An 18,588-nucleotide genomic window follows, 5' to 3' on the forward strand; every position below is an offset into this window, starting at 1 on the left:
AAAAAAGCCCCGCCCTCCTGCAAAGGAAGCGGGGCTTTTTAATACCCGACGATCAAGGCTTCGACGCCAGCGCCTTCTCCACCGCCTCGATCAGATCCGGGCTGTCCGGCTTGGTCAGGCTGGAAAAATCGGCGATCACGTTGCCCTGCCGATCCACCACATATTTGTAGAAATTCCACTTCGGCGCATTGCTCTGCTGCGCCAACACCTTGAACAAGTGCACCGCATCCGGCCCCTTGACCTTCTGCGGCTCGGTCATGGTGAAGGTCACGCCGTAGTTCACGTAGCAGACCTTGGCGGTTTCCTCGCCGGTCTTGGCCTCTTGCTTGAAGTCATCGGACGGTACGCCAATCACCTCCAGGCCTTCGCCTTTGTAGCGTTGATACAACGCCTCAAGGCCTTTGAACTGCGGCGCGAACCCACAGAAGCTCGCAGTATTGACGATCACCAGGGGCTTGCCAGCAAAGCGCTGGCACAGGTCGATGGATTCCTTGGCCCGCAGCTTGGGCAATTGGCCTTCCAGCAACGGCGGGCAACTGGCAGCCATCGCGGCACTGCCAATGGCCATCAGCACGGGTACAGCGAGCCAGCGCATCTGCATGTCGTGTGTCCTTGAATGAGATCAGGCCACGAACTTAACAGATCGACATGCCCAGTTGCATCAACGCCAGCCCACCGTGCTGCCAGCCCCACCAGGCCAGCACCAGCAAAATCACCCCCACGCTGATCAGCAAACCCCTTACCGCTATGCTCATGCCGCCCCCATCTGCGCCTGCAATCGGGCCACCGGGCGCTCGCGCACCGGCCAGTTCAAGGCCGCCGCGAGGACGCTCAACAGAATTGCTACCTGCCAGATCAAATCGTAGCTGCCGGTTCGGTCGTAGACCACCCCGCCCAACCAGCCGCCGAGGAAGGAGCCAATCTGGTGGAACAGGAACACGATCCCACCGAGCATCGAGAGATTTCGCACGCCGAACAGGGTTGCCACGGTGCCGTTGGTCAGTGGCACGGTAGACAGCCACAACAGCCCCATCGCCATCCCGAACAGGTAGGCGCTCACCTGGGTGACCGGCGCCCACAGGAACAACACAATGACCACAGCACGCAACAGGTACAACGCCGTCAACAGGCGGGGCTTGGACATGCGCCCGCCAAGCCAGCCGGCGGTGTAGGTGCCGATGATGTTAAACAGGCCAATCAACGCCAGCACCGTCGTGCCTGTGGATGCGGGCAGATGCTGGTCGACCAGATAGGCCGGCAGGTGCACGCCGATAAACACCACCTGGAAACCGCAGACGAAAAAACCAAACGCCAACAGCCAGAACCCGGAGTGACTACAGGCCTCCGCCAAGGCTTCACGCAAGGTTTGCTGACCGGCCGTGACCGCCAGCGGTCGGTCCTTGAGCATGCTGACCAGCGGCAAAATCAGCGCCACCATCACGCCCAAGGTGAGCAAGGCGGCGGACCAGCCCAACCAACTGATCAGGCCCAAGGTACCCGGCACCATGGCGAACTGCCCAAAAGAACCTGCGGCGCTGGCGATGCCCATGGCCATGCTGCGTTTTTCCGGTGCGACGGCGCGGCCCACCACACCCAGGATCACCGAGAACGAGGTCCCCGACAGGCCGATACCAATCAGCAACCCTGCACTTAGGGACAACGACCATGCCGAATCCGACAACCCCATCAGCACCAGTCCTACGGCGTAAAGCACCCCACCGATAAACACCACTTTAGTCGCACCGAAACGGTCGGCCAACGCACCGGCAAACGGCTGGGCCAGGCCCCACACCAGGTTTTGCAGGGCGATTGCCAGGGCAAACGTGCCGCGCCCCCAACCAAACTCGCTGCTCATCGGCGCCAGGAACAGACCGAAACCATGCCGCACACCCAACGACAGCGCCAGGATCAGCGCACTCCCTACAAGAATCCAGCCACTGGTGCGCCACATCGAGGTCATTTCTTATTCTCCGCTCGCGGGTATATACCCGCTTGTGTTCGGACAAACCCGCGCTTAGGCGAGTTCATCCAGCAAGGCCAACAAGGTTTCGCGTTTATCCGCGCCGAGTTGATCGATCAATTTCTGCTGTGCAGCTTCCCAGGCCGGTAACGCGGCGGCCAGTCGTTCTTCGCCCGCGGTGGTCAACAGCACCAGGCGGTTGCGCAGGTCGTCGCCTTCCACCAGTTGCACCAGGCCTTCGCCTTCCAGCACCCGCAGGTTGCGCCCCAAGGTGCTGCGATCCAGGCCCATGGCTTCGGCCAGGCTGGAAATGCTCGGTTGGTCCAGGCGCTGCAAGTTGCACAGCAAAGAATACTGGGCGACGTTGATCCCGAAGCCGTCGAGAGCGCCGTCGTAGTGCCTGCTGACGCCACGAGCGGCGCGACGCAGGTTGGTGCATAAACATTGGGAGGCAAGCATGGAACGTGTATATACCCGCGATTAACAGAATGCAAGAAAGTGTTACAAAGCCAAGCCGACCAACACCGCGACTTCCAACAGCTCCAGCAAAGCACCCGCCGTGTCACCGGTCGTGCCGCCGAGGCGCTTGACCATCAACTGGCGCAAGCCGATAAAACACACGGCGGCGAGCAGCACAGCCACCCCGCCGCTGAAACCACCGATCAGGATGCACGCCAGGCCACTGAGGATCAGCACCTGCTGGCCGACGACTCTGGGTAAATGATCCGACAACGCCTGGCCCAATCCTCCTGCACGCACGTAGCGTGTGGTCAGGAACAACGCCAGCATCGACGCCCGCCCGATCAACGGCGCGAGGATCAGCGCCGCGCCGTTGTGCTGCTCGATCAAGGCCACCAACGCGCTGAACTTGAGCAACAACACCAAGCCCAGGGTCACCACCGCAATCGGCCCGCTACGCGGGTCTTTCATGATGGTGAGGGTGCGCTCGCGGTCACCGAAGCCTCCCAGCCAGGCATCGGCGCTGTCAGCCAGGCCATCCAGGTGCAAGCCGCCACTGAGTAGCACCCAGGCCGTCAGCAGCAGCGCGGCATGCAATAACAGGGGCGCGCCGATCAACACCGCGTTCAGGCCCCACAACAGCATGCCAAACAACAGGCCGACCAGCGGATAAAACAGCAAAGAGCGCCCCAGCTCCTGGGGTTGCGGCATGCCCGGCAGACGAATCGGCAGGCTGCTCAAAAATTGCAGGGCGATCCAGAACGGCAACATCGTCAGACTCCTTCCTTCAACACGCCTTCCGCGCTGACCTGCAGGCTGAACATGCTGGCGTGACCCGCTTCGACATTCAGCAGTTGTTCACGGGGCAATCCCCGCGCACGCGCCAATAAAAGACGCATCACACCGCCGTGACTGATCAACAGCACACGCTCGCCGGCATAGGCCTGATGCAGGCGTGCGACAGCCCCTAGGACCCGGTCGGAAAAGGCGCTGACAGGCTCCCCCTCCGGCGGCGTGAAACGATAGGGATCGGCCCAGAACAGCCCCAACGCCTCGGCATCCGTTTCCATCAATGCCGCCGCGCTCTGCCCTTCCCAGGCGCCGAAGTGCAGTTCTTGCAGGTCCTTTTCCAGGCTCACCGGCAAACCGAGCGCGGCGCCCAGCTCTTCGGCAAACCGTGCGCACCGTTGCAGCGGCGAGCTGACCAACCGATCCCACGGCCCCTGCCCTACCACGGCGGCACGCATCTGCGCCCAGCCGGTGGCAGTGAGCGCATCGTCCAGGCTGCCGCGCAGGCCGCCACCCAGTTCGGTTTCGCCGTGACGCAGCAGGTCCAGGTGCAAGGTCATGCCGGGCGGTCTGCCACGGCGGCTTCGGCGAAGGTCGCCATCTGGCCGTGCAAGGCACACGCCAGGCGCAACAGCGGCACCGCCAACGCCGCACCACTGCCCTCGCCCAGGCGCAGGCCCAGCTCAAGCAGCGGTTGCGCGTCGAGGCTTTGCAGCACATGACGATGCCCAGGCTCTGCCCCCCGATGGCCAAACACCAGCCACTCACGGCTGGCCGGGTTCAGACGTGTGGCCACCAGCGCCGCGACGGTGCAGATAAACCCATCCACCAGCACCACGATACCTTCCTGGGCGCAGGCCAGGTAAGCGCCGACCAATGCCGCGATCTCGAAACCACCGAGGTTGAACAGGGTTTGCAACGCATCACCGCGTTGCCCGGCGTGCACTGCCAGCGCGCGTTCGATCACCGCCACCTTGTGGCTGACGCCCTGAGCGTTCAAGCCGGTGCCCGGGCCGGTCAAATCGCTGACCTGGCAATCGAGCAGCGCGCACGCCAATGCGCTGGCGGCAGTGGTATTGCCGATGCCCATCTCACCGCCGATAAACAACTGCGCACCGCCCTGCAACGCACGCCGTGCGCTGTCACGACCGGCTTGCAAGGCCAGGTGCCCCTGGGTTTGGGTCATCGCCGGGCCGTTGACGAAATTGGCGGTGCCGGCGCCGATATTCAGGTGACGCACACCCGATAGGCTTAGCGACGGCGTCACGGTGCCGAGGTCGACCACGTCCAACTGCGCATCCAGTTGCCGCGCCAACACGCTGATGGCCGCGCCACCGCTGACAAAGTTATGCAGCATCTGCCCGGTGACTTCCTGGGGATAGGCCGACACACCTTCGGCGACCACGCCGTGATCGCCAGCAAAGATGGCGATCCACAACTGGTCCAGCGCCGGCTTGACCTGGCCCTGCAAGCCCGCCAATTGCACCGCCAACGCTTCCAACTGGCCGAGGGAGCCCGCCGGTTTGGTCAATTGCTGCTGGCGTGCCAGGGCTTGTTCATACGCCGAGGCGTCAATGGCCTTACAAGGGTTGAGCCACCAGGTGTCAGTCATAACGCAGTACCTTTCAAAGTCAGGGGCAGGCCGGCCACCGTCAGGACAACACGCTGACAGCGCTCGGCCAAGGCTTGATGCAGCCAACCGGCTTCATCCACATAGCGGCGAGTCAATTCGCCCAGCGGCACGACACCCAGACCGGTCTCGTTGCTGACAAAAATAATTTCACCTGGCAGCGTGGCCAAGCTTTCCAGCAGTTGATCGCGCTCCACCGCCAAACGATCGGGGTCTTCCAGCATCAGCAGATTAGTCAGCCACAGGGTCAGGCAGTCCACCAGCAGGCAACGCTCGGGGGCTGCGTTTTCCTGCAGCACCCGTGCGAGTTCGAGGGGTTCTTCGATCAGGCCCCAGTGGTCGGGGCGGCGCTGGCGATGCAGGGCGACACGTTCGTTCATCTCACCGTCCAGGGGTTGGCTGGTGGCGATATAGATGACTGGCAAGGTGCTGTCGCTGGCGAGCTTTTCAGCGAGGCGGCTTTTGCCGGAGCGGGCACCGCCGAGGATCAGTTGGAGCATGGGGGTATACCTATTATTGAGGCTGGCACAGGTCCATGTGGGAGCGGGCTTGCTCGCGAAAGCGGTGTGTCAATCAACACATTCATCACTGACCCACCGCATTCGCGAGCAAGCCCGCTCCCACATTTTGATCGCGTGCACATCGTCATATCCCGCATAGGTTGCGCAAGAGAGTGGTGTCCAAATGGTTCTCCACCAAATCCGCCAATCGCTCGATATCGCGCTCGCGCAACCCGTGGTAGTCCACCTCTTGCACATCCCGCAAACCCGCCCAGCGCAGCAAGGCGCTGCACGCCGCCGGGGTTTCGAACAGGCCATGCAGGTAGGTACCAAGAATCTGCCCGTCTGCACTTTGGGCGCCGTCGCTGCGGCCGTCATCCAGTAGCACCGCCGCGTTCGACAAGGCATCGCCGGTGGTCACGCCCGCATGAATCTCGTAACCGCTGACCTCGGCATCTTCCAGCAGCAGGCGCCCGCGTACATTGCGTAACTGTTTCTCTTCTTCCAGGGTGGTGCTGAAGGCCAGCAGCCCCAGACCATCACTGGAGCCCACTGGCCCTTCCAGACCCAGCGGGTCATGCACCTGCTCGCCGAGCATCTGCAAGCCGCCGCAAATACCCAGCACCTTGCCGCCGTAGCGCAAGTGCCGCGCCACGGCGGTGTCCCAGCCGTTGGCGCGCAGGTAGGCAAGGTCGCTGCGTACGCTTTTTGAGCCAGGGAGGATGATCAAGTCAGCAGCGGGAATTGGTTGGCCCGGGCCGATGAACTGCACATCCACCTGGGGGTGCAGGCGCAGCGGGTCGAAGTCCGTGTGGTTGCTGATGCGCGGCAACACCGGCACCACGACCTTGAGCACCTGGGCGGCCTTGTCGGTCTGGCGCCGGTCGATGCCGTCCTCGGCCTCCAGGTGCAGGTCTATTACGTAGGGCAACACGCCCACCACCGGTTTGCCGGTGCGCGCTTCCAACCAGTCCAGCCCCGGTTGCAGCAGCGCGATATCGCCCCGGAAACGGTTGATGATGAACCCCTTGACCCGGGCCTGTTCGCTGGGGGACAGCAATTCCAGGGTGCCCACCAGGTGGGCGAACACGCCACCACGGTTGATATCGGCGATCAGCAACACTGGGCAATCCACGGCCTCGGCGAAACCCATGTTGGCGATATCGTTGGCACGCAGGTTGATCTCGGCCGGCGAGCCCGCGCCTTCTACCATCACCACCGGGTACGCCGCGCTCAGCCGGGCATGGGAGGCCATCACCGCCTGCATGGCGATGGCTTTGTAGTCGTGATAGGCCACGGCATTCATGCTGGTCACGGCGCGGCCATGGATGATGACCTGGGAGCCGGTGTCGCTGTTAGGCTTGAGCAGCACCGGGTTCATATCGGTATGAGGCGCCAGGTTGGCAGCCTGGGCCTGCACGGCCTGGGCCCGGCCTATCTCGCCGCCCTCGGCCGTCACGGCGCTGTTGAGGGCCATGTTCTGCGGTTTGAACGGCGCCACGCCCACGCCCTGGCGCACCAGCCAGCGGCATAACGCGGTCACCAGGGTGCTTTTGCCGGCATCGGAGGTGGTGCCTTGCACCATCAGCGTACTCATGAGGCGTCCTTATAGGCCAGCAAGGCTTCGTCGAGGCGCAGCCAGTCGGCCTCGGTGTCGGGCAGGCCAAACCGCAGGCTGCTGTCGTGGGCAAACAGGCGCAACAGGATGCCGCGCTGAGCCATGAATGTGTGCATGCGCTCGGCGTGCGGGGTGATCAGCCATTGGAACAACGCGCAGCCGCCGTGGGGTTGAAAGCCACGGCGCTCAAGCAGGGCGAACAACCGCTGGCCGGCTTCGACGCAACGCGTGCGCTGGCGAGCATGCCCGGCGAAATCCCGCAATATCACTTGCCCCAGCACCCGGGTCGGCCCGCTGACGGCCCAAGGCCCGACCTGTTCGGCCAGCAACTTAAGCAACCGGCGCTCAGCCAGCACAAACCCCAACCGCACACCGGCCAGGCCAAAAAACTTGCCGAACGAACGCAATACGATCAACCCGACCTGATGGGCCTGGCTCGCCAGGCTCAATTGCGGGGTCACGTCCATGAAGGCTTCATCCACCACCAGCCAGCCACCGCGCTGGGCCAGGCGGCTGTGCCAGTCCAGCAGGCGTTGCGGGGTGAGGCTCAGGCCTGTGGGGTTGTTGGGGTTGACCACCACCAACACGTCAAGGCTGTCGAGGAAGAAATCGACTTCTTGCTCCTGCACTTCACGCACCACGTAACCGGCGCGGCGCCAGGCTTCGGCGTGTTCGGCGTAGCACGGCGACAACACGCCGACCTTGCCCGCCCGACGCAAGCGCGGCAGCAACTGGATCGCCGCCTGGGAGCCAGGCACCGGCAATAGGTGCGCAGCACCGTAGTACTCGCTGGCCGCTTGCTCCAGGCCGTCATCGGTTTCCGGCAAGCGTGCCCAGGCCCGCAGCGGAATCTCGGGAATCGGAAAAGGCCAAGGCGCCAGGCCGCTGGACAGGTCCAGCCAATCAGCCTCGGCTATCCCATACTCAATGGCTGCCTTGCGCAGCCGCCCACCGTGTTCAAGCATAGAATTGCGCCCCCGCGCACAGGATCAGCAGCCACAACCATACGCCGCGCTGCACCAGTTGCCAGCCTCGGTCGATGGCGTCGGCATCTGCCGCCGGGCCTTCGCCCAGTTGCGGGCGCTGGTGCACTTCACCGTGGTAGGTGGCGGCGCCCCCCAACTCGACACCCAAAGCACCGGCCCCGGCAGCCATCACCGGGCCAGCGTTGGGACTGTCCCAGGTCGGGCCCTGGATGCGCCAGCACTTGAGCGCCAGGCCGGTTTTACCCAGTACCGCGTAAGTCAGCGCCACCAGGCGTGCAGGAATGTAGTTCAGCACGTCGTCAATTTTTGCCGCCGCCCAACCGAAGCGTTCAAAGCGTTCGTTGCGATACCCCCACATGGCATCGAGGGTGTTGCTCAGGCGATAAAGCACCACGCCCGGCACACCCGCGACCACAAACCAGAACAGCGCGGCAAACACCGCATCGCTGCCGTTCTCCAGCACCGACTCGGTGGCCGCGCGGGCGACCTCGGTGCGATCCAGCTCGCGGGTCTCGCGGCTCACCAGGTAACTCACGCGTTTGCGCGCCTCGTCCAGGTCATCACTGCGTAGGGCTTGAGCCACCGGGATCACATGCTCACCCAGGCTGCGCATGCCAAGGGCGCAGTACAGCGCCAGAATCTCCAGCACCCAGCCGATATACGGCGCCCACGACAGGGCTGTAGCCAGCAAGGTCAACGGCACCACCGCGATAAACCAGGCGGTCACGCCGTGGCTGCGCCAGCCTCGGCCACCGGTATTGAAACGCTGCTCGATGCGCCCGGCAAAATTGCCGAACGCCACCAGCGGATGCCAGCGTCTGGGCTCGCCCAGCAGCGCATCCAGCGCTACCGCAGCGACACACAGCAAGGCCACACTCATTGACTCACTCCCCACGTGTTCTCATACAGCATGTCACTCAGCGGCCGAGGCTCGGTCCAACCTTCGAGCTGCAACATCGGTGCCGGGTAGAACTCGGTCACCGGCCCCAGGCACAGCACGGCCAAGGGTTTGGCACCGGGCGGCAAGCCCAGCAGGTCGGCCAGAGCCTGGGGCTCGAACAGCGAGACCCAGCCCATGCCCAGGCCTTCGACGCGCGCCGCCAGCCACAGGTTCTGGATGGCGCAGGACAGCGAGGCCATGTCCATTTCCGGCAACGTGCGACGGCCAAAGATGTGCCGCTCGCGATCATCCATCAACGCCGCCACCAGCACTTCGGCGCAATCGTGAATGCCTTCGACCTTGAGCTTCATGAACGCATCGGAACGTTCGCCCAAGGCCTCGGCGGTGCGTATGCGTTCTTCTTCAACCAGATGCTGAATTTGCCCACGCAGGTTGCGGTCGCTGATGCGGATGAAGCGCCACGGTTGCATCAGGCCGACACTGGGCGCCTGGTGGGCAGCCTGGAGCAAGCGATGCAGCAACTCGGGGGCAACCGTGCCGCCGCTGAAGTGACGCATGTCGCGGCGTTCGGCGATGGCGCGGTAGACGGCCTGGCGGTCGGCTTCGGGGAAGGCGTTGTCGGTCATGGCCCTATCGCGGGCAAGCCCGCTCCCACATTTTGATCTGCAAACGCCGTCGATGTGGGAGCTGGCTTGCCTGCGATGGCGGCCTCCCGGTCTGGCACAAACAGTGCGGCCACTGCGCTCGGATTCGATGGAAAGTAAAAGTGTACGTAGGATGCCGTCATCCGTCCCTGCCGATAAACCGCCTCAGCCCCGCGCCCACCATTGGGGCTCACGCCACGGGCAATCGGTTGCCATTCGGTACTGGTCAGGGAATGGTGATAGGTATGGCCACGCAATGTGCCTTCGGGCAGGTCAACATTTTGCAGGGCCAGTGCCGCGAGTTTCTTTTGCATCACCGCATCGCCCTGCAACAGCCCCACCAGTTCGGCGCGGGTGCCGTCCACATCGGTGAGGGAGTCGAGCAGGTACAGCATGCCGCCACACTCGGCGAGCAACGGTTTGCCTGCCGCGTGGTGAGCGCGGATCGAATCGAGCATCGAGGTGTTTTCCGACAGCGCCTTGTGGTGCAGTTCCGGATAACCACCGGGCAGGTAGAGGCTGTCGGCGTCGGGCAGTTGGCTGTCGTGGATCGGTGAGAAAAATCTCAGCTCGGCACCCATCGCCCGCAACAGATCAAGGCTGGCGCCATAGGTAAAGGCGAAAGCTTCATCGCGCGCCACGGCGATACGTACACCGTCGAGCAGCGGCTCGGCCACGATCACTTCCGGCGCGGCGAAGGTTACCGGCGGCGGCAAGGCGACTTCGCAACTGCTGCCCAGGGCCTGGGCGGCGGCGTCCAGGCGCAGGTCGAGGTCATTGAGTTCGCTGGCTTGCACCAGGCCCAAATGGCGGCTGGGCAATTCGATCCCGGTCTCGCGGGACAACGCGCCGTACCAGCGCAGGCCTTCGGTGAGACTGCCTTCGAGCAATTGCGCATGACGCAGGGTGCCGACACGGTTGGCCAGCACGCCGGCGAACGGCAGGTCCGGCTGGTAGCGCGCCAGGCCCAGGGCCAGGGCGCCGAAGGTCTGGGCCATGGCGGTGCCGTCGATCACACCCAGCACCGGCACACCGAAGTGGCGTGCCAGGTCGGCGCTGGACGGTGTGCCGTCGAACAGGCCCATCACGCCTTCGATCAGGATCAGGTCGGCCTCCCCTGCGGCTTCCCACAGTAGGCGGCGGCTTTCTTGCTCGCCCACCATCCACATATCCAACTGATACACCGGCGCACCGCTGGCGCGCTCGTGGATCATCGGGTCGAGAAAGTCCGGCCCGCATTTGAACACGCGCACCTTGCGCCCCAGGTTGCGATGCAAACGGGCAAGGGCTGCGGTAACGGTGGTTTTGCCCTGGCCGGACGCCGGTGCGGCGATCAAAACAGCCGGGCAATGACGGGGCTGATTCAAAGTTCGACGCCCTTCTGTGCCTTGATACCGGCCTGGAACGCGTGCTTGAGCATGCCCATTTCGGTGACGGTGTCGCCCATTTCAATCAGTTCGGGCTTGGCGCCACGACCAGTGACCACCACGTGTTGCATCGGTGGACGGGCTTGCAGGTCGCTGAGTACCTGGTCCAGGTCAAGGTAGCCGTGCTTGAGGGCGATGTTCAGTTCGTCCAAGACCACAAGGCCGATGGCCGGGTCTTGCAGCAACGCGCGGGACACCGCCCAGGCGGCCTCGGCGGCGGCGATGTCGCGTTGGCGGTCCTGGGTTTCCCAGGTGAAGCCTTCGCCCATCACATGGAAGCGAACTTGCTCGGGGAAGCGGCGGAAGAACAACTCTTCACCCGTGCTGTTACGCCCCTTGATGAACTGCACCACGCCGCATTGCATGCCGTGGCCCATGGCCCGGGCCAGCATGCCGAACGCAGAGCTGCTCTTGCCTTTGCCATTGCCGGTGAGCACCAGCAGCAGGCCGCATTCGTTGGGGGAGTTGGCGATGCGTTCGTCGATCACGGCTTTTTTGCGCAGCATGCGCGCCAGGTGGCGTTCGTCGCGTTCGGGGGAATCGGTCATGGCAGCTCTCCGTTGGGGCTGGACAAAAACGGCGGGCAGGAAAAAGAAAAATACAGACAGCCAAGCATCGCCCACCGTGATGCTGTTGGATGCTCCGGGCCGGTCTCCGGGCTCATGAGTGGCGCTCTCCATGAAGAGCAGGCCAACGCTGCGCCTTCCCATATCGCGAGCGATACAGTGGCAAAAGGCAGCGTCTTGACTCATTTACCGTTGCGGGGGCAGCGCCGGAATTGCGGCGGCACTGTGTACAAGTGCGCTCACTCACCGGCTTCCCTGTTTCACTCTGTCGACCCATGGGTCACAGAGCACCTGGAACAAGTCGCGAAGGGTAGTGGGTTGGGGGTGGAGCGTCAATTAAAGCTGGCACAGTACGTGTACCTGAAAGCACCGCAAAACAAATGTGGGAGCGGGCTTGCTCGCGAATGCGGTGGGTCAGTCAACATATTCGGTGACTGACACTGTGCATTCGCGAGCAAGCCCGCTCCCACATTTGGACTTATGCTAGTTCAGGGATTACGCGCCAGACTGCCCGGCAACACCCGCTTGGCACTCAGGTAAGCATTCTGCCAATACGCCTTGGACAAGGTGTCCAGCTTCACCGTACCGCCAGTTTGCGGCGCGTGGACGAAGCGCCCTTCGCCCACATAGATGCCAGCATGGCTGACCTGGGAGCCGCCACCGGTGGCGAAGAACAGCAGGTCGCCGGTCTGCAGGTTCTGCTCGCTGACATCCTGCGCACGCATCACGATCAGTTCACGGGTGGTACGCGGCAATGAGATACCTGCGGCGTCACGAAACACAAAGCCGATCAAGCCACTGCAATCAAACCCCGAGTCCGGCGTGTTGCCGCCCCAGCGATAAGGCGTGCCGACCAGGCCCAGCGCACGAAAGAGTACGTCTTCGGCTGCAGGCGAGAAATTCTGGGTGGAATAGTTGAACACCGGCTTGGGCTTGACGGCCACAGGCGCGGGAGGTGGGCGGCTTGCGCAGGCGCTGAGCAGCGCGGCGCAAAGAATAAGGATCAGGCGGGCTGAGGTCGACATGTGCAGAACAATCCTGGTCTGGATGCGGCTTTCGCTGCCGAACGCTGAAAACCAGAACGCGCAAGCAAAGCTCGCGCGAACGGATTACAACAATGTCCAGGGATTCTAGCGCTTACACATCAAACTTCAAGTATCACTTTAAGTTTACTTGCTAGCGGTAACCGTCGTCGGGGCCATGGCGAGTGCGCGCTTGGCTTCGATGAAGGTTTTGCTCCAGTAGCTGTCACCCAGGTTGTCGACTCGAACACCACCACTGCGACGGCTGCTGGAGTGGATAAACTGGTTATCGCCCAAGTAGATACCGGCATGGCTTACGCGACCACGGCCAGCTGTACTAAAGAAAAGCAGATCACCGGGCTTGAGGTTGTTGCGCGCGACCAACGGAGCGTTCACGTTAATCATTTCGCGAGTGGAGCGTGGCAGGTTCATGCCCGCCTCTTCACGAAACAGATAGCCGATGAAACCGCTGCAGTCGAAACCGGCTTCGGAGGTGCCGCCAAAACGGTAACGGGTACCGATCAGGGACATGCCGCGTTCGAGGATGCTGTCGGCCAGAACTGGAAGCTGGTAAGGCTTGTTGCTGCCGAAATCGGCCAGTTCTTTTTCGGTTGCCACTTCTTCTTCGTAAACAGAAGCAGATTGTGCAGCAACGAATTTTGCCTGATTTTGAACCTGAGGCTTTTGCTGCTCTGCCACTTGTTGAGGGTGGGAGGCGCAACCAAACAACAGGGTAACGAGTGCGAGAGGCACGAGGGGTGCGAAGCGATTTAGCATGGGCACGACCGTGGCTGATATGTAAAGAAGTCGAGACTATGCCCACTATCACATCGATTTGCAAATTCAATCGTGATCTATGTGACTTCTTGTTTGGACTATGACATCTAAGCCCTTAACACCCTGTACCTGCCTTTTGCGTGGCCTTTCGGGCTCAAACGCGGGTTTTCTGACGCCTGTAATTTGCCGAAAGCCCCGAAAACAAAGGGCTGGCTACCAGCCGAGGGTTTCTTTCAGGAAGGGGATGGTCAGCTTGCGCTGGGCCTGTAAAGAGGCCTGGTCGAGCTGTTCGAGCAAATCGAACAACGCGCTCATGCTGCGAGTGCCACGGGTAAGGATGAAGTGCCCGACCTCGTCGGTGAGGTGCAGGCCGCGCCGGGAGGCACGCAATTGCAGGGCACGCAATTTGTCTTCGTCGGACAGCGGGCGCATCTGGAAGATCAGCGCCAGGGTCATCCGCGACTTGAGGTCGGCCAGCTTGATCGGCAATTCCCGTGGCGAAGTGGAAGCGGCTATCAGTAAGCGCCGGCCACTGTCTCGCAAACGGTTGAACAGATGGAACAGCGCCTCTTCCCAATCGGCCTTGCCGGCAATCGCCTGCAGGTCGTCCAGGCAGACCAGTTCGTATTGCTCAAGGTGATCGAAGATGCCAATGCCACGGTCCATCAACTCAGCCAGCGGCAGGTATACCGCCGGCTCGCCCATCTGCTCGAACCGCAGGCACGCAGCCTGCAACAGGTGGGTACGCCCTACGCCGTGCTTGCCCCACAGGTAGATCAGGCTTTCGGTCCACCCGGCGTCGGCTTCGCAGAGCCGCTCGACATAGCCGAGTGCAGCGGCATTGGCGCCTGGGTAGTAGTTGATAAAGGTGGCGTCATCACGCAGACGCACACCTAAGGGCAGCTGAATCGGTTTCATGCTGACTGAACGGCTCCAAACGAACCGTTAGTGGCCTCTGTGTAAAGTTTGCAAAGTTTATACCCGTGACGCCGGGCGCACAATGCAGCAGACCACAAGCAAAATCAAAGGTTTGCGTTAACTTGCTGGTTTTGCGCGGATTGTTTGACGCTAGAGACAACAAACCCGGCCTTGGCCGGGTTTGTGACACACGGTTTACAGATCAGGGTCTTCAACCCCCGTATACACGTCCGAATCCTTGTACAGATCGTGCACATGACGCACCAGCACCATGATCACCGCCGCCACTGGCAGCGCCAGCAAAATACCGGTAAAGCCAAACAGCTCACCGCCGGCCAGGATCGCAAAGATCACCGCCACCGGATGCAAGCCAATCCGATCCCCCACCAACAACGGCGTCAGCACCATGCCTTCCAGGGCCTGACCGACCATGAACACTGCAACAATCCCCAGCATCGGATACAGGTCGCCACCAAATTGGAACAGACCCGCCACCAACGCCGCACCGATACCGATCACAAAGCCCATGTACGGCACGATGGCCGCAAGACCGGCGATCAGGCCAATCAACAGCCCCAGCTCCAGGCCGATAGCCATCAAGCCCGCCGCGTAGATGATCCCCAGCGCCAGCATCACCAGCAATTGCCCCCGTACGAACGCGCCAAGTACCTCGTGACACTCTTCGGCCAGGGAAACGATGCGCTCCTCGCGATTACGTGGCAGCAGGCTGCGGATCTTGGCCATCATGATGTCCCAGTCGCGCAACAGGTAGAACGCCACCACCGGGATCAGCACCAGGTTGGTCAACCAGCCAATCAACGCCAGGCTGGACGCCGTGGCCTGGCTGAGCACCACGCCAACGATATCGGTGGTCTGGCCCATATGCTCGCTGATGGCCGCCTTGACCTTGTCGAACTTCCAGAAGCCGTCCGACAACCCCAACTTGGCCTGAGCCCACGGCATTGCGGTGTGCTGCAGCCAATCGAGCATCTGCGGCGCCAGTTCATAGAGGCGAAACAGTTGCTTGGCCAGCATCGGCACCAGCACCAACACCAAGGCCGTGATGATCAACGTGAACAGGGCGAACACCGCCACCACGCCCCAGGTACGCGACAGACCGACTTTCTCCAGGCGATCCACCACCGGATCGAACAGATAGGCCAGCAGCAACGCAACCAGGAACGGCGTCAGGATCGAATGCAGCAAAAACACAAAGACGCACAGCAGGGCAATCCCGCCAAGCCACACCCAACGACGCGTATCCGCCATAAACCACTCCACCTATATAAAGAAGAAAACTGCTACCAACGAAAACGCAGTTGCGCCTGGGGCTCAGGTGCGGCGGCCGGTTGACTGCCCTCCACCACGGCCGGCGCTTCATCCGCCGGCACTTCCTGCAACTTGGCCAGGTTCAACTGGCTACGCAACTGATCGGCGCTGCCATTGACGCGATACACAATGCGACTGCCATCCACCCACTGCGGCTGGGCGCCAAAAGGCTCAAGCAGATGACCCAGGGCGGCATAACGCTCAAGGGTCATGCCCTGCACCTCCAACAGCTGTTCGGTGCTCACACCCGGCTTGACCGCAAAGCGCGGTGCCAGTTTCTGGCTGACCGCCAGCATGACCGCATCGGCCACGGCGGCGGTGTCTGCACCTTGAGTCGTGCCCTGCTCGCTCTTATCGCCCAGCCACAGGCGCCATTTGGCTTGCCATTGGCTGCCTTCCTGGCGCGCATGCACAGCCAGTAACGCATCGGCGCCATAACGCTCGGAGGCGGCGCGCAGCGGTGTGGCGTCGGCGCTTTCCAAGTTCGGTGCGGTGGCGACTACTTGTTCATCCAGGTCGCCCAGCGGCAGGCGTAACGGCAAGCCACGGTGTTGGGCGGCACGGCGCAGTGCCTGGGCCACAGCCTGGCCATCGCCCACCAGGCTACTGCCTTCGGTGGAGTCGTTCAGCCACCAGCTCAGGATCGACGGCCGGTTGCTGCCCCAGATCGACAAGCCCGCCTCACGCAGGACACGATCGGTGCTGACCGGATCGAAATCCACTTGCAGGCTTTCCGGCGGGCCGGCGTCGTAGCCGTACTGGCTGATGATTTGTTGCGGGTCTTTACGCACCGCCGCCAAACCCGGGCCATCGGCGGCCTTGGCATCGCCGGTCAGGCGGATTACTAAGGTTTGCACGGCGCGCTGGGTGGCCTGGTCGCGCTCTTGGGGCGACTGGCTGCTCACCGGTTCGAGGACTTGATAGAGGCCATTGAGGGTTTCGGCATGACTCGCCAGGCTGACCAACGACAAACAGCCTACAAAGAAGAATTTACACAGACGCATGGAAGATTCCCGAACGACAAATTTAGCGGCTGGAACAGACCGCGTGAATCCGGTGTGGCAAGGCTGTGACCACAGCGACCGGTAAAACATTCACAGGGTCTTGGTAAGTTTTCGTACTGTCATAACGCTAGCGCAGTAAAGGCTATACCTTAATACGCACCAAGACAGGGGCGATTAGCATTTTTTTAACCTCATATGGCCCTGCTGTCGGCCCGAGGATGGCCGCTGCCCCTCAAGCCTGATAAAATCGCGCGCCTTCGCAGACCGTCAACGGCTGGGCCTTTTACCAAAAGCGCCTGCCCGCTCGGTCGTTACCCCTGAATCCCCCCTAAAGGCCTGGATCATGAGCAAGCAACCCTCCCTGAGCTACAAGGACGCCGGTGTAGACATCGACGCCGGTGAAGCATTGGTCGAACGCATCAAGAGCGTCGCCAAGCGCACTGCGCGCCCCGAAGTCATGGGCGGCCTGGGCGGTTTTGGCGCCCTCTGCGAGATCCCGGCCGGCTACAAACAGCCTGTGCTGGTGTCCGGCACCGACGGCGTGGGCACCAAGCTGCGCCTGGCCCTGAACTTGAACAAGCACGACAGCATCGGCATCGACCTGGTGGCCATGTGCGTCAATGACCTGGTGGTGTGCGGCGCCGAGCCGTTGTTCTTCCTGGACTACTACGCCACTGGCAAGCTCAACGTCGAGACCGCCACCCAGGTTGTGACCGGCATTGGCGCTGGCTGCGAGCTGTCGGGTTGCTCCCTGGTGGGCGGCGAAACCGCTGAAATGCCAGGCATGTACGAAGGCGAAGACTACGACCTGGCCGGCTTCTGCGTCGGTGTTGTGGAAAAAGCCGACATCATCGACGGCTCCAAGGTTGCCGCCGGTGATGCCCTGCTGGCCCTGCCATCCTCCGGCCCGCACTCCAACGGCTACTCGCTGATCCGCAAAATCATCGAAGTGTCCGGCGCCGACATCGAGAATATCCAACTCGACGGCAAGCCACTGACCGACCTGCTGATGGCCCCGACCCGCATCTACGTCAAGCCTCTGCTCAAGCTGATCAAGGACACTGGCGCGGTTAAAGCCATGGCCCACATCACCGGTGGCGGCCTGCTGGACAACATCCCGCGCGTACTGCCAAAAGGCGCCCAGGCGATCGTCGACGTGGCCAGCTGGCAGCGTCCTGCGGTATTCGACTGGCTGCAAGAGAAAGGCAACGTCAACGAAACCGAGATGCACCGCGTGCTGAACTGCGGCGTGGGCATGGTCATCTGCGTGGCGCAAGAGCACGTTGAAACCGCGCTGAACGTACTGCGCGAAGCGGGCGAGCAGCCTTGGGTCATCGGCCAGATCGCGACTGCCGCCGAAGGCGCAGCCCAGGTTGAACTGAAGAACCTCAAGGCTCATTAATGTCCCAGACCTGTGATGTCGTGGTGCTGCTCTCCGGCACCGGCAGTAACTTGCAGGCCCTGATCGACAGCACGCGCACCGGCGACAGCCCGGTGCGCATCGCTGCGGTGATCTCCAACCGCAGCGACGCCTACGGCCTGCAACGCGCCAGGGATGCGGGTATCGACACCCGCTCCCTGGATCACAAGGCGTTCGAGGGCCGCGAGGCCTTCGATGCGGCCTTGGTCGAACTGATTGACGCCTTCAATCCAAAACTCGTAGTACTGGCCGGTTTCATGCGCATCCTCAGCGCTGATTTTGTACGGCACTATGAAGGACGCCTCCTTAATATCCACCCTTCCCTGCTCCCCAAATACAAAGGCATGCACACGCACCAGCGGGCGCTTGACGCCGGCGACAGCGAACACGGTTGCAGCGTGCACTTTGTCACCGAGGAACTCGATGGCGGGCCTCTGGTCGTACAGGCAGTGGTTCCGGTAGAGTCTGACGACTCGGCGCAGACCCTTGCGCAACGGGTTCACACCCAGGAACACAGGATTTACCCGCTGGCAGTACGCTGGTTTGCCGAGGGGCGGTTGATTCTTGGTGACCAGGGTGCATTATTGGACGGTCAGTTACTTGCGGCCAGCGGCCACTTGATTCGAACCTAGGAGATT

20 protein-coding genes and 1 riboswitch are annotated in these 18,588 nt (G+C 62.2%); of the genes, 2 read left to right on the top strand and 18 right to left on the bottom strand.

Annotated elements, in window-relative coordinates:
• Positions 1–52: 52 nt before the first annotated feature.
• The 18 genes from ACLD1Y_RS26580 to ACLD1Y_RS26665 form a co-directional block, all read right to left on the bottom strand.
• Positions 53–601 carry a glutathione peroxidase gene (locus ACLD1Y_RS26580; RefSeq protein ID WP_429480698.1) on the bottom strand — a complete coding sequence of 183 codons (549 nt, stop codon included), beginning with the start codon at positions 599–601 and terminating at the stop codon, positions 53–55.
• 150 nt (positions 602–751) lie between these two features.
• A complete protein-coding gene (locus ACLD1Y_RS26585; RefSeq protein WP_429480729.1) occupies positions 752–1,951 on the bottom strand; it encodes an MFS transporter in 1,200 nt (399 codons plus the stop codon).
• A gap of 63 nt (positions 1,952–2,014) precedes the next feature.
• On the bottom strand, positions 2,015–2,419 hold the full coding sequence (locus tag ACLD1Y_RS26590) for a MarR family winged helix-turn-helix transcriptional regulator (protein WP_135288660.1): 405 nt from the start codon (positions 2,417–2,419) through the stop codon (positions 2,015–2,017).
• Between the two features lie 42 nt (positions 2,420–2,461).
• Positions 2,462–3,190 carry an adenosylcobinamide-GDP ribazoletransferase gene (locus ACLD1Y_RS26595; protein WP_429480699.1) on the bottom strand — a complete coding sequence of 243 codons (729 nt, stop codon included), beginning with the start codon at positions 3,188–3,190 and terminating at the stop codon, positions 2,462–2,464.
• 2 nt (positions 3,191–3,192) lie between these two features.
• On the bottom strand, positions 3,193–3,768 hold the full coding sequence (gene cobC / locus ACLD1Y_RS26600; protein ID WP_429480700.1) for an alpha-ribazole phosphatase family protein: 576 nt from the start codon (positions 3,766–3,768) through the stop codon (positions 3,193–3,195).
• A complete protein-coding gene (gene cobT, locus ACLD1Y_RS26605) occupies positions 3,765–4,820 on the bottom strand; it encodes a nicotinate-nucleotide--dimethylbenzimidazole phosphoribosyltransferase (RefSeq protein ID WP_429480701.1) in 1,056 nt (351 codons plus the stop codon). The genes cobC and cobT overlap by 4 nt, the downstream gene beginning before the upstream one ends.
• The gene (gene cobU, locus ACLD1Y_RS26610; RefSeq protein ID WP_429480702.1) at positions 4,817–5,338 is read right to left on the bottom strand and encodes a bifunctional adenosylcobinamide kinase/adenosylcobinamide-phosphate guanylyltransferase; all 522 of its coding nucleotides are present in this window, start codon (positions 5,336–5,338) and stop codon (positions 4,817–4,819) included. Before cobU ends, cobT begins: the two co-directional genes overlap by 4 nt.
• A gap of 145 nt (positions 5,339–5,483) precedes the next feature.
• Positions 5,484–6,935 carry a cobyric acid synthase gene (locus tag ACLD1Y_RS26615; RefSeq protein WP_429480703.1) on the bottom strand — a complete coding sequence of 484 codons (1,452 nt, stop codon included), beginning with the start codon at positions 6,933–6,935 and terminating at the stop codon, positions 5,484–5,486.
• Complete coding sequence (gene cobD, locus ACLD1Y_RS26620) at positions 6,932–7,921, bottom strand: threonine-phosphate decarboxylase CobD (protein ID WP_429480704.1); 990 nt, start codon at positions 7,919–7,921, stop codon at positions 6,932–6,934. Before cobD ends, ACLD1Y_RS26615 begins: the two co-directional genes overlap by 4 nt.
• Positions 7,914–8,822 carry an adenosylcobinamide-phosphate synthase CbiB gene (gene cbiB, locus ACLD1Y_RS26625; RefSeq protein ID WP_429480705.1) on the bottom strand — a complete coding sequence of 303 codons (909 nt, stop codon included), beginning with the start codon at positions 8,820–8,822 and terminating at the stop codon, positions 7,914–7,916. Before cbiB ends, cobD begins: the two co-directional genes overlap by 8 nt.
• Positions 8,819–9,469, bottom strand: coding sequence for a 5,6-dimethylbenzimidazole synthase (bluB, locus tag ACLD1Y_RS26630; RefSeq protein ID WP_429480706.1), 651 nt, complete (start codon positions 9,467–9,469; stop codon positions 8,819–8,821). The genes cbiB and bluB overlap by 4 nt, the downstream gene beginning before the upstream one ends.
• On the bottom strand, positions 9,466–10,854 hold the full coding sequence (locus ACLD1Y_RS26635; RefSeq protein WP_429480707.1) for a cobyrinate a,c-diamide synthase: 1,389 nt from the start codon (positions 10,852–10,854) through the stop codon (positions 9,466–9,468). Before ACLD1Y_RS26635 ends, bluB begins: the two co-directional genes overlap by 4 nt.
• A complete protein-coding gene (cobO, locus tag ACLD1Y_RS26640; protein WP_429480708.1) occupies positions 10,851–11,462 on the bottom strand; it encodes a cob(I)yrinic acid a,c-diamide adenosyltransferase in 612 nt (203 codons plus the stop codon). Before cobO ends, ACLD1Y_RS26635 begins: the two co-directional genes overlap by 4 nt.
• 80 nt (positions 11,463–11,542) lie before the next feature.
• A riboswitch (cobalamin riboswitch) is annotated at positions 11,543–11,790 on the bottom strand.
• 178 nt (positions 11,791–11,968) lie between these two features.
• Positions 11,969–12,505, bottom strand: coding sequence for a C40 family peptidase (locus tag ACLD1Y_RS26645; RefSeq protein ID WP_429480709.1), 537 nt, complete (start codon positions 12,503–12,505; stop codon positions 11,969–11,971).
• Positions 12,506–12,649: 144 nt separating this feature from the next.
• Positions 12,650–13,279: a C40 family peptidase gene (locus tag ACLD1Y_RS26650; protein ID WP_429480710.1), complete on the bottom strand. Its 630-nt coding sequence runs from the start codon at positions 13,277–13,279 to the stop codon at positions 12,650–12,652.
• A 213-nt stretch (positions 13,280–13,492) separates the two neighbouring features.
• On the bottom strand, positions 13,493–14,197 hold the full coding sequence (hda, locus tag ACLD1Y_RS26655) for a DnaA regulatory inactivator Hda (RefSeq protein ID WP_058424954.1): 705 nt from the start codon (positions 14,195–14,197) through the stop codon (positions 13,493–13,495).
• 195 nt (positions 14,198–14,392) lie between these two features.
• Positions 14,393–15,466 (bottom strand): AI-2E family transporter, encoded by a 1,074-nt coding sequence (locus ACLD1Y_RS26660; protein ID WP_429480711.1) that lies wholly within the window; start codon positions 15,464–15,466, stop codon positions 14,393–14,395.
• Positions 15,467–15,498: 32 nt separating this feature from the next.
• The gene (locus ACLD1Y_RS26665; protein WP_429480712.1) at positions 15,499–16,530 is read right to left on the bottom strand and encodes a DUF2066 domain-containing protein; all 1,032 of its coding nucleotides are present in this window, start codon (positions 16,528–16,530) and stop codon (positions 15,499–15,501) included.
• Positions 16,531–16,873: 343 nt separating this feature from the next.
• On the opposite strand from ACLD1Y_RS26665, the gene purM reads away from it, so the two are divergent.
• Both purM and purN read left to right on the top strand, forming a co-directional pair.
• Positions 16,874–17,932, top strand: a complete 1,059-nt coding sequence (purM, locus tag ACLD1Y_RS26670; protein ID WP_017527563.1) for a phosphoribosylformylglycinamidine cyclo-ligase — start codon at positions 16,874–16,876, stop codon at positions 17,930–17,932.
• On the top strand, positions 17,932–18,582 hold the full coding sequence (purN, locus tag ACLD1Y_RS26675; protein ID WP_286837710.1) for a phosphoribosylglycinamide formyltransferase: 651 nt from the start codon (positions 17,932–17,934) through the stop codon (positions 18,580–18,582). The genes purM and purN overlap by 1 nt, the downstream gene beginning before the upstream one ends.
• Positions 18,583–18,588: the final 6 nt, after the last annotated feature.

Source organism: Pseudomonas sp. 18175, assembly GCF_050432925.1.
Classification (GTDB): Bacteria; Pseudomonadota; Gammaproteobacteria; order Pseudomonadales; family Pseudomonadaceae; genus Aquipseudomonas.

Excerpts from the sequence above, each read along its gene's own strand:
- hda (WP_058424954.1), bottom strand. The coding sequence starts at position 14,197 with ATGAAACCGATTCAGCTGCCCTTAGGTGTGCGTCTGCGTGATGACGCC.
- ACLD1Y_RS26590 (WP_135288660.1), bottom strand. The coding sequence starts at position 2,419 with ATGCTTGCCTCCCAATGTTTATGCACCAACCTGCGTCGCGCCGCTCGT.
- bluB (WP_429480706.1), bottom strand. The coding sequence starts at position 9,469 with ATGACCGACAACGCCTTCCCCGAAGCCGACCGCCAGGCCGTCTACCGC.
- cbiB (WP_429480705.1), bottom strand. The coding sequence starts at position 8,822 with ATGAGTGTGGCCTTGCTGTGTGTCGCTGCGGTAGCGCTGGATGCGCTG.
- cobD (WP_429480704.1), bottom strand. The coding sequence starts at position 7,921 with ATGCTTGAACACGGTGGGCGGCTGCGCAAGGCAGCCATTGAGTATGGG.
- ACLD1Y_RS26580 (WP_429480698.1), bottom strand. The coding sequence starts at position 601 with ATGCAGATGCGCTGGCTCGCTGTACCCGTGCTGATGGCCATTGGCAGT.
- ACLD1Y_RS26615 (WP_429480703.1), bottom strand. The coding sequence starts at position 6,935 with ATGAGTACGCTGATGGTGCAAGGCACCACCTCCGATGCCGGCAAAAGC.
- cobC (WP_429480700.1), bottom strand. The coding sequence starts at position 3,768 with ATGACCTTGCACCTGGACCTGCTGCGTCACGGCGAAACCGAACTGGGT.
- purM (WP_017527563.1), top strand. The coding sequence starts at position 16,874 with ATGAGCAAGCAACCCTCCCTGAGCTACAAGGACGCCGGTGTAGACATC.
- ACLD1Y_RS26595 (WP_429480699.1), bottom strand. The coding sequence starts at position 3,190 with ATGTTGCCGTTCTGGATCGCCCTGCAATTTTTGAGCAGCCTGCCGATT.
- cobT (WP_429480701.1), bottom strand. The coding sequence starts at position 4,820 with ATGACTGACACCTGGTGGCTCAACCCTTGTAAGGCCATTGACGCCTCG.
- ACLD1Y_RS26645 (WP_429480709.1), bottom strand. The coding sequence starts at position 12,505 with ATGTCGACCTCAGCCCGCCTGATCCTTATTCTTTGCGCCGCGCTGCTC.
- cobU (WP_429480702.1), bottom strand. The coding sequence starts at position 5,338 with ATGCTCCAACTGATCCTCGGCGGTGCCCGCTCCGGCAAAAGCCGCCTC.
- cobO (WP_429480708.1), bottom strand. The coding sequence starts at position 11,462 with ATGACCGATTCCCCCGAACGCGACGAACGCCACCTGGCGCGCATGCTG.
- purN (WP_286837710.1), top strand. The coding sequence starts at position 17,932 with ATGTCCCAGACCTGTGATGTCGTGGTGCTGCTCTCCGGCACCGGCAGT.
- ACLD1Y_RS26585 (WP_429480729.1), bottom strand. The coding sequence starts at position 1,951 with ATGTGGCGCACCAGTGGCTGGATTCTTGTAGGGAGTGCGCTGATCCTG.
- ACLD1Y_RS26650 (WP_429480710.1), bottom strand. The coding sequence starts at position 13,279 with ATGCTAAATCGCTTCGCACCCCTCGTGCCTCTCGCACTCGTTACCCTG.
- ACLD1Y_RS26660 (WP_429480711.1), bottom strand. The coding sequence starts at position 15,466 with ATGGCGGATACGCGTCGTTGGGTGTGGCTTGGCGGGATTGCCCTGCTG.
- ACLD1Y_RS26665 (WP_429480712.1), bottom strand. The coding sequence starts at position 16,530 with ATGCGTCTGTGTAAATTCTTCTTTGTAGGCTGTTTGTCGTTGGTCAGC.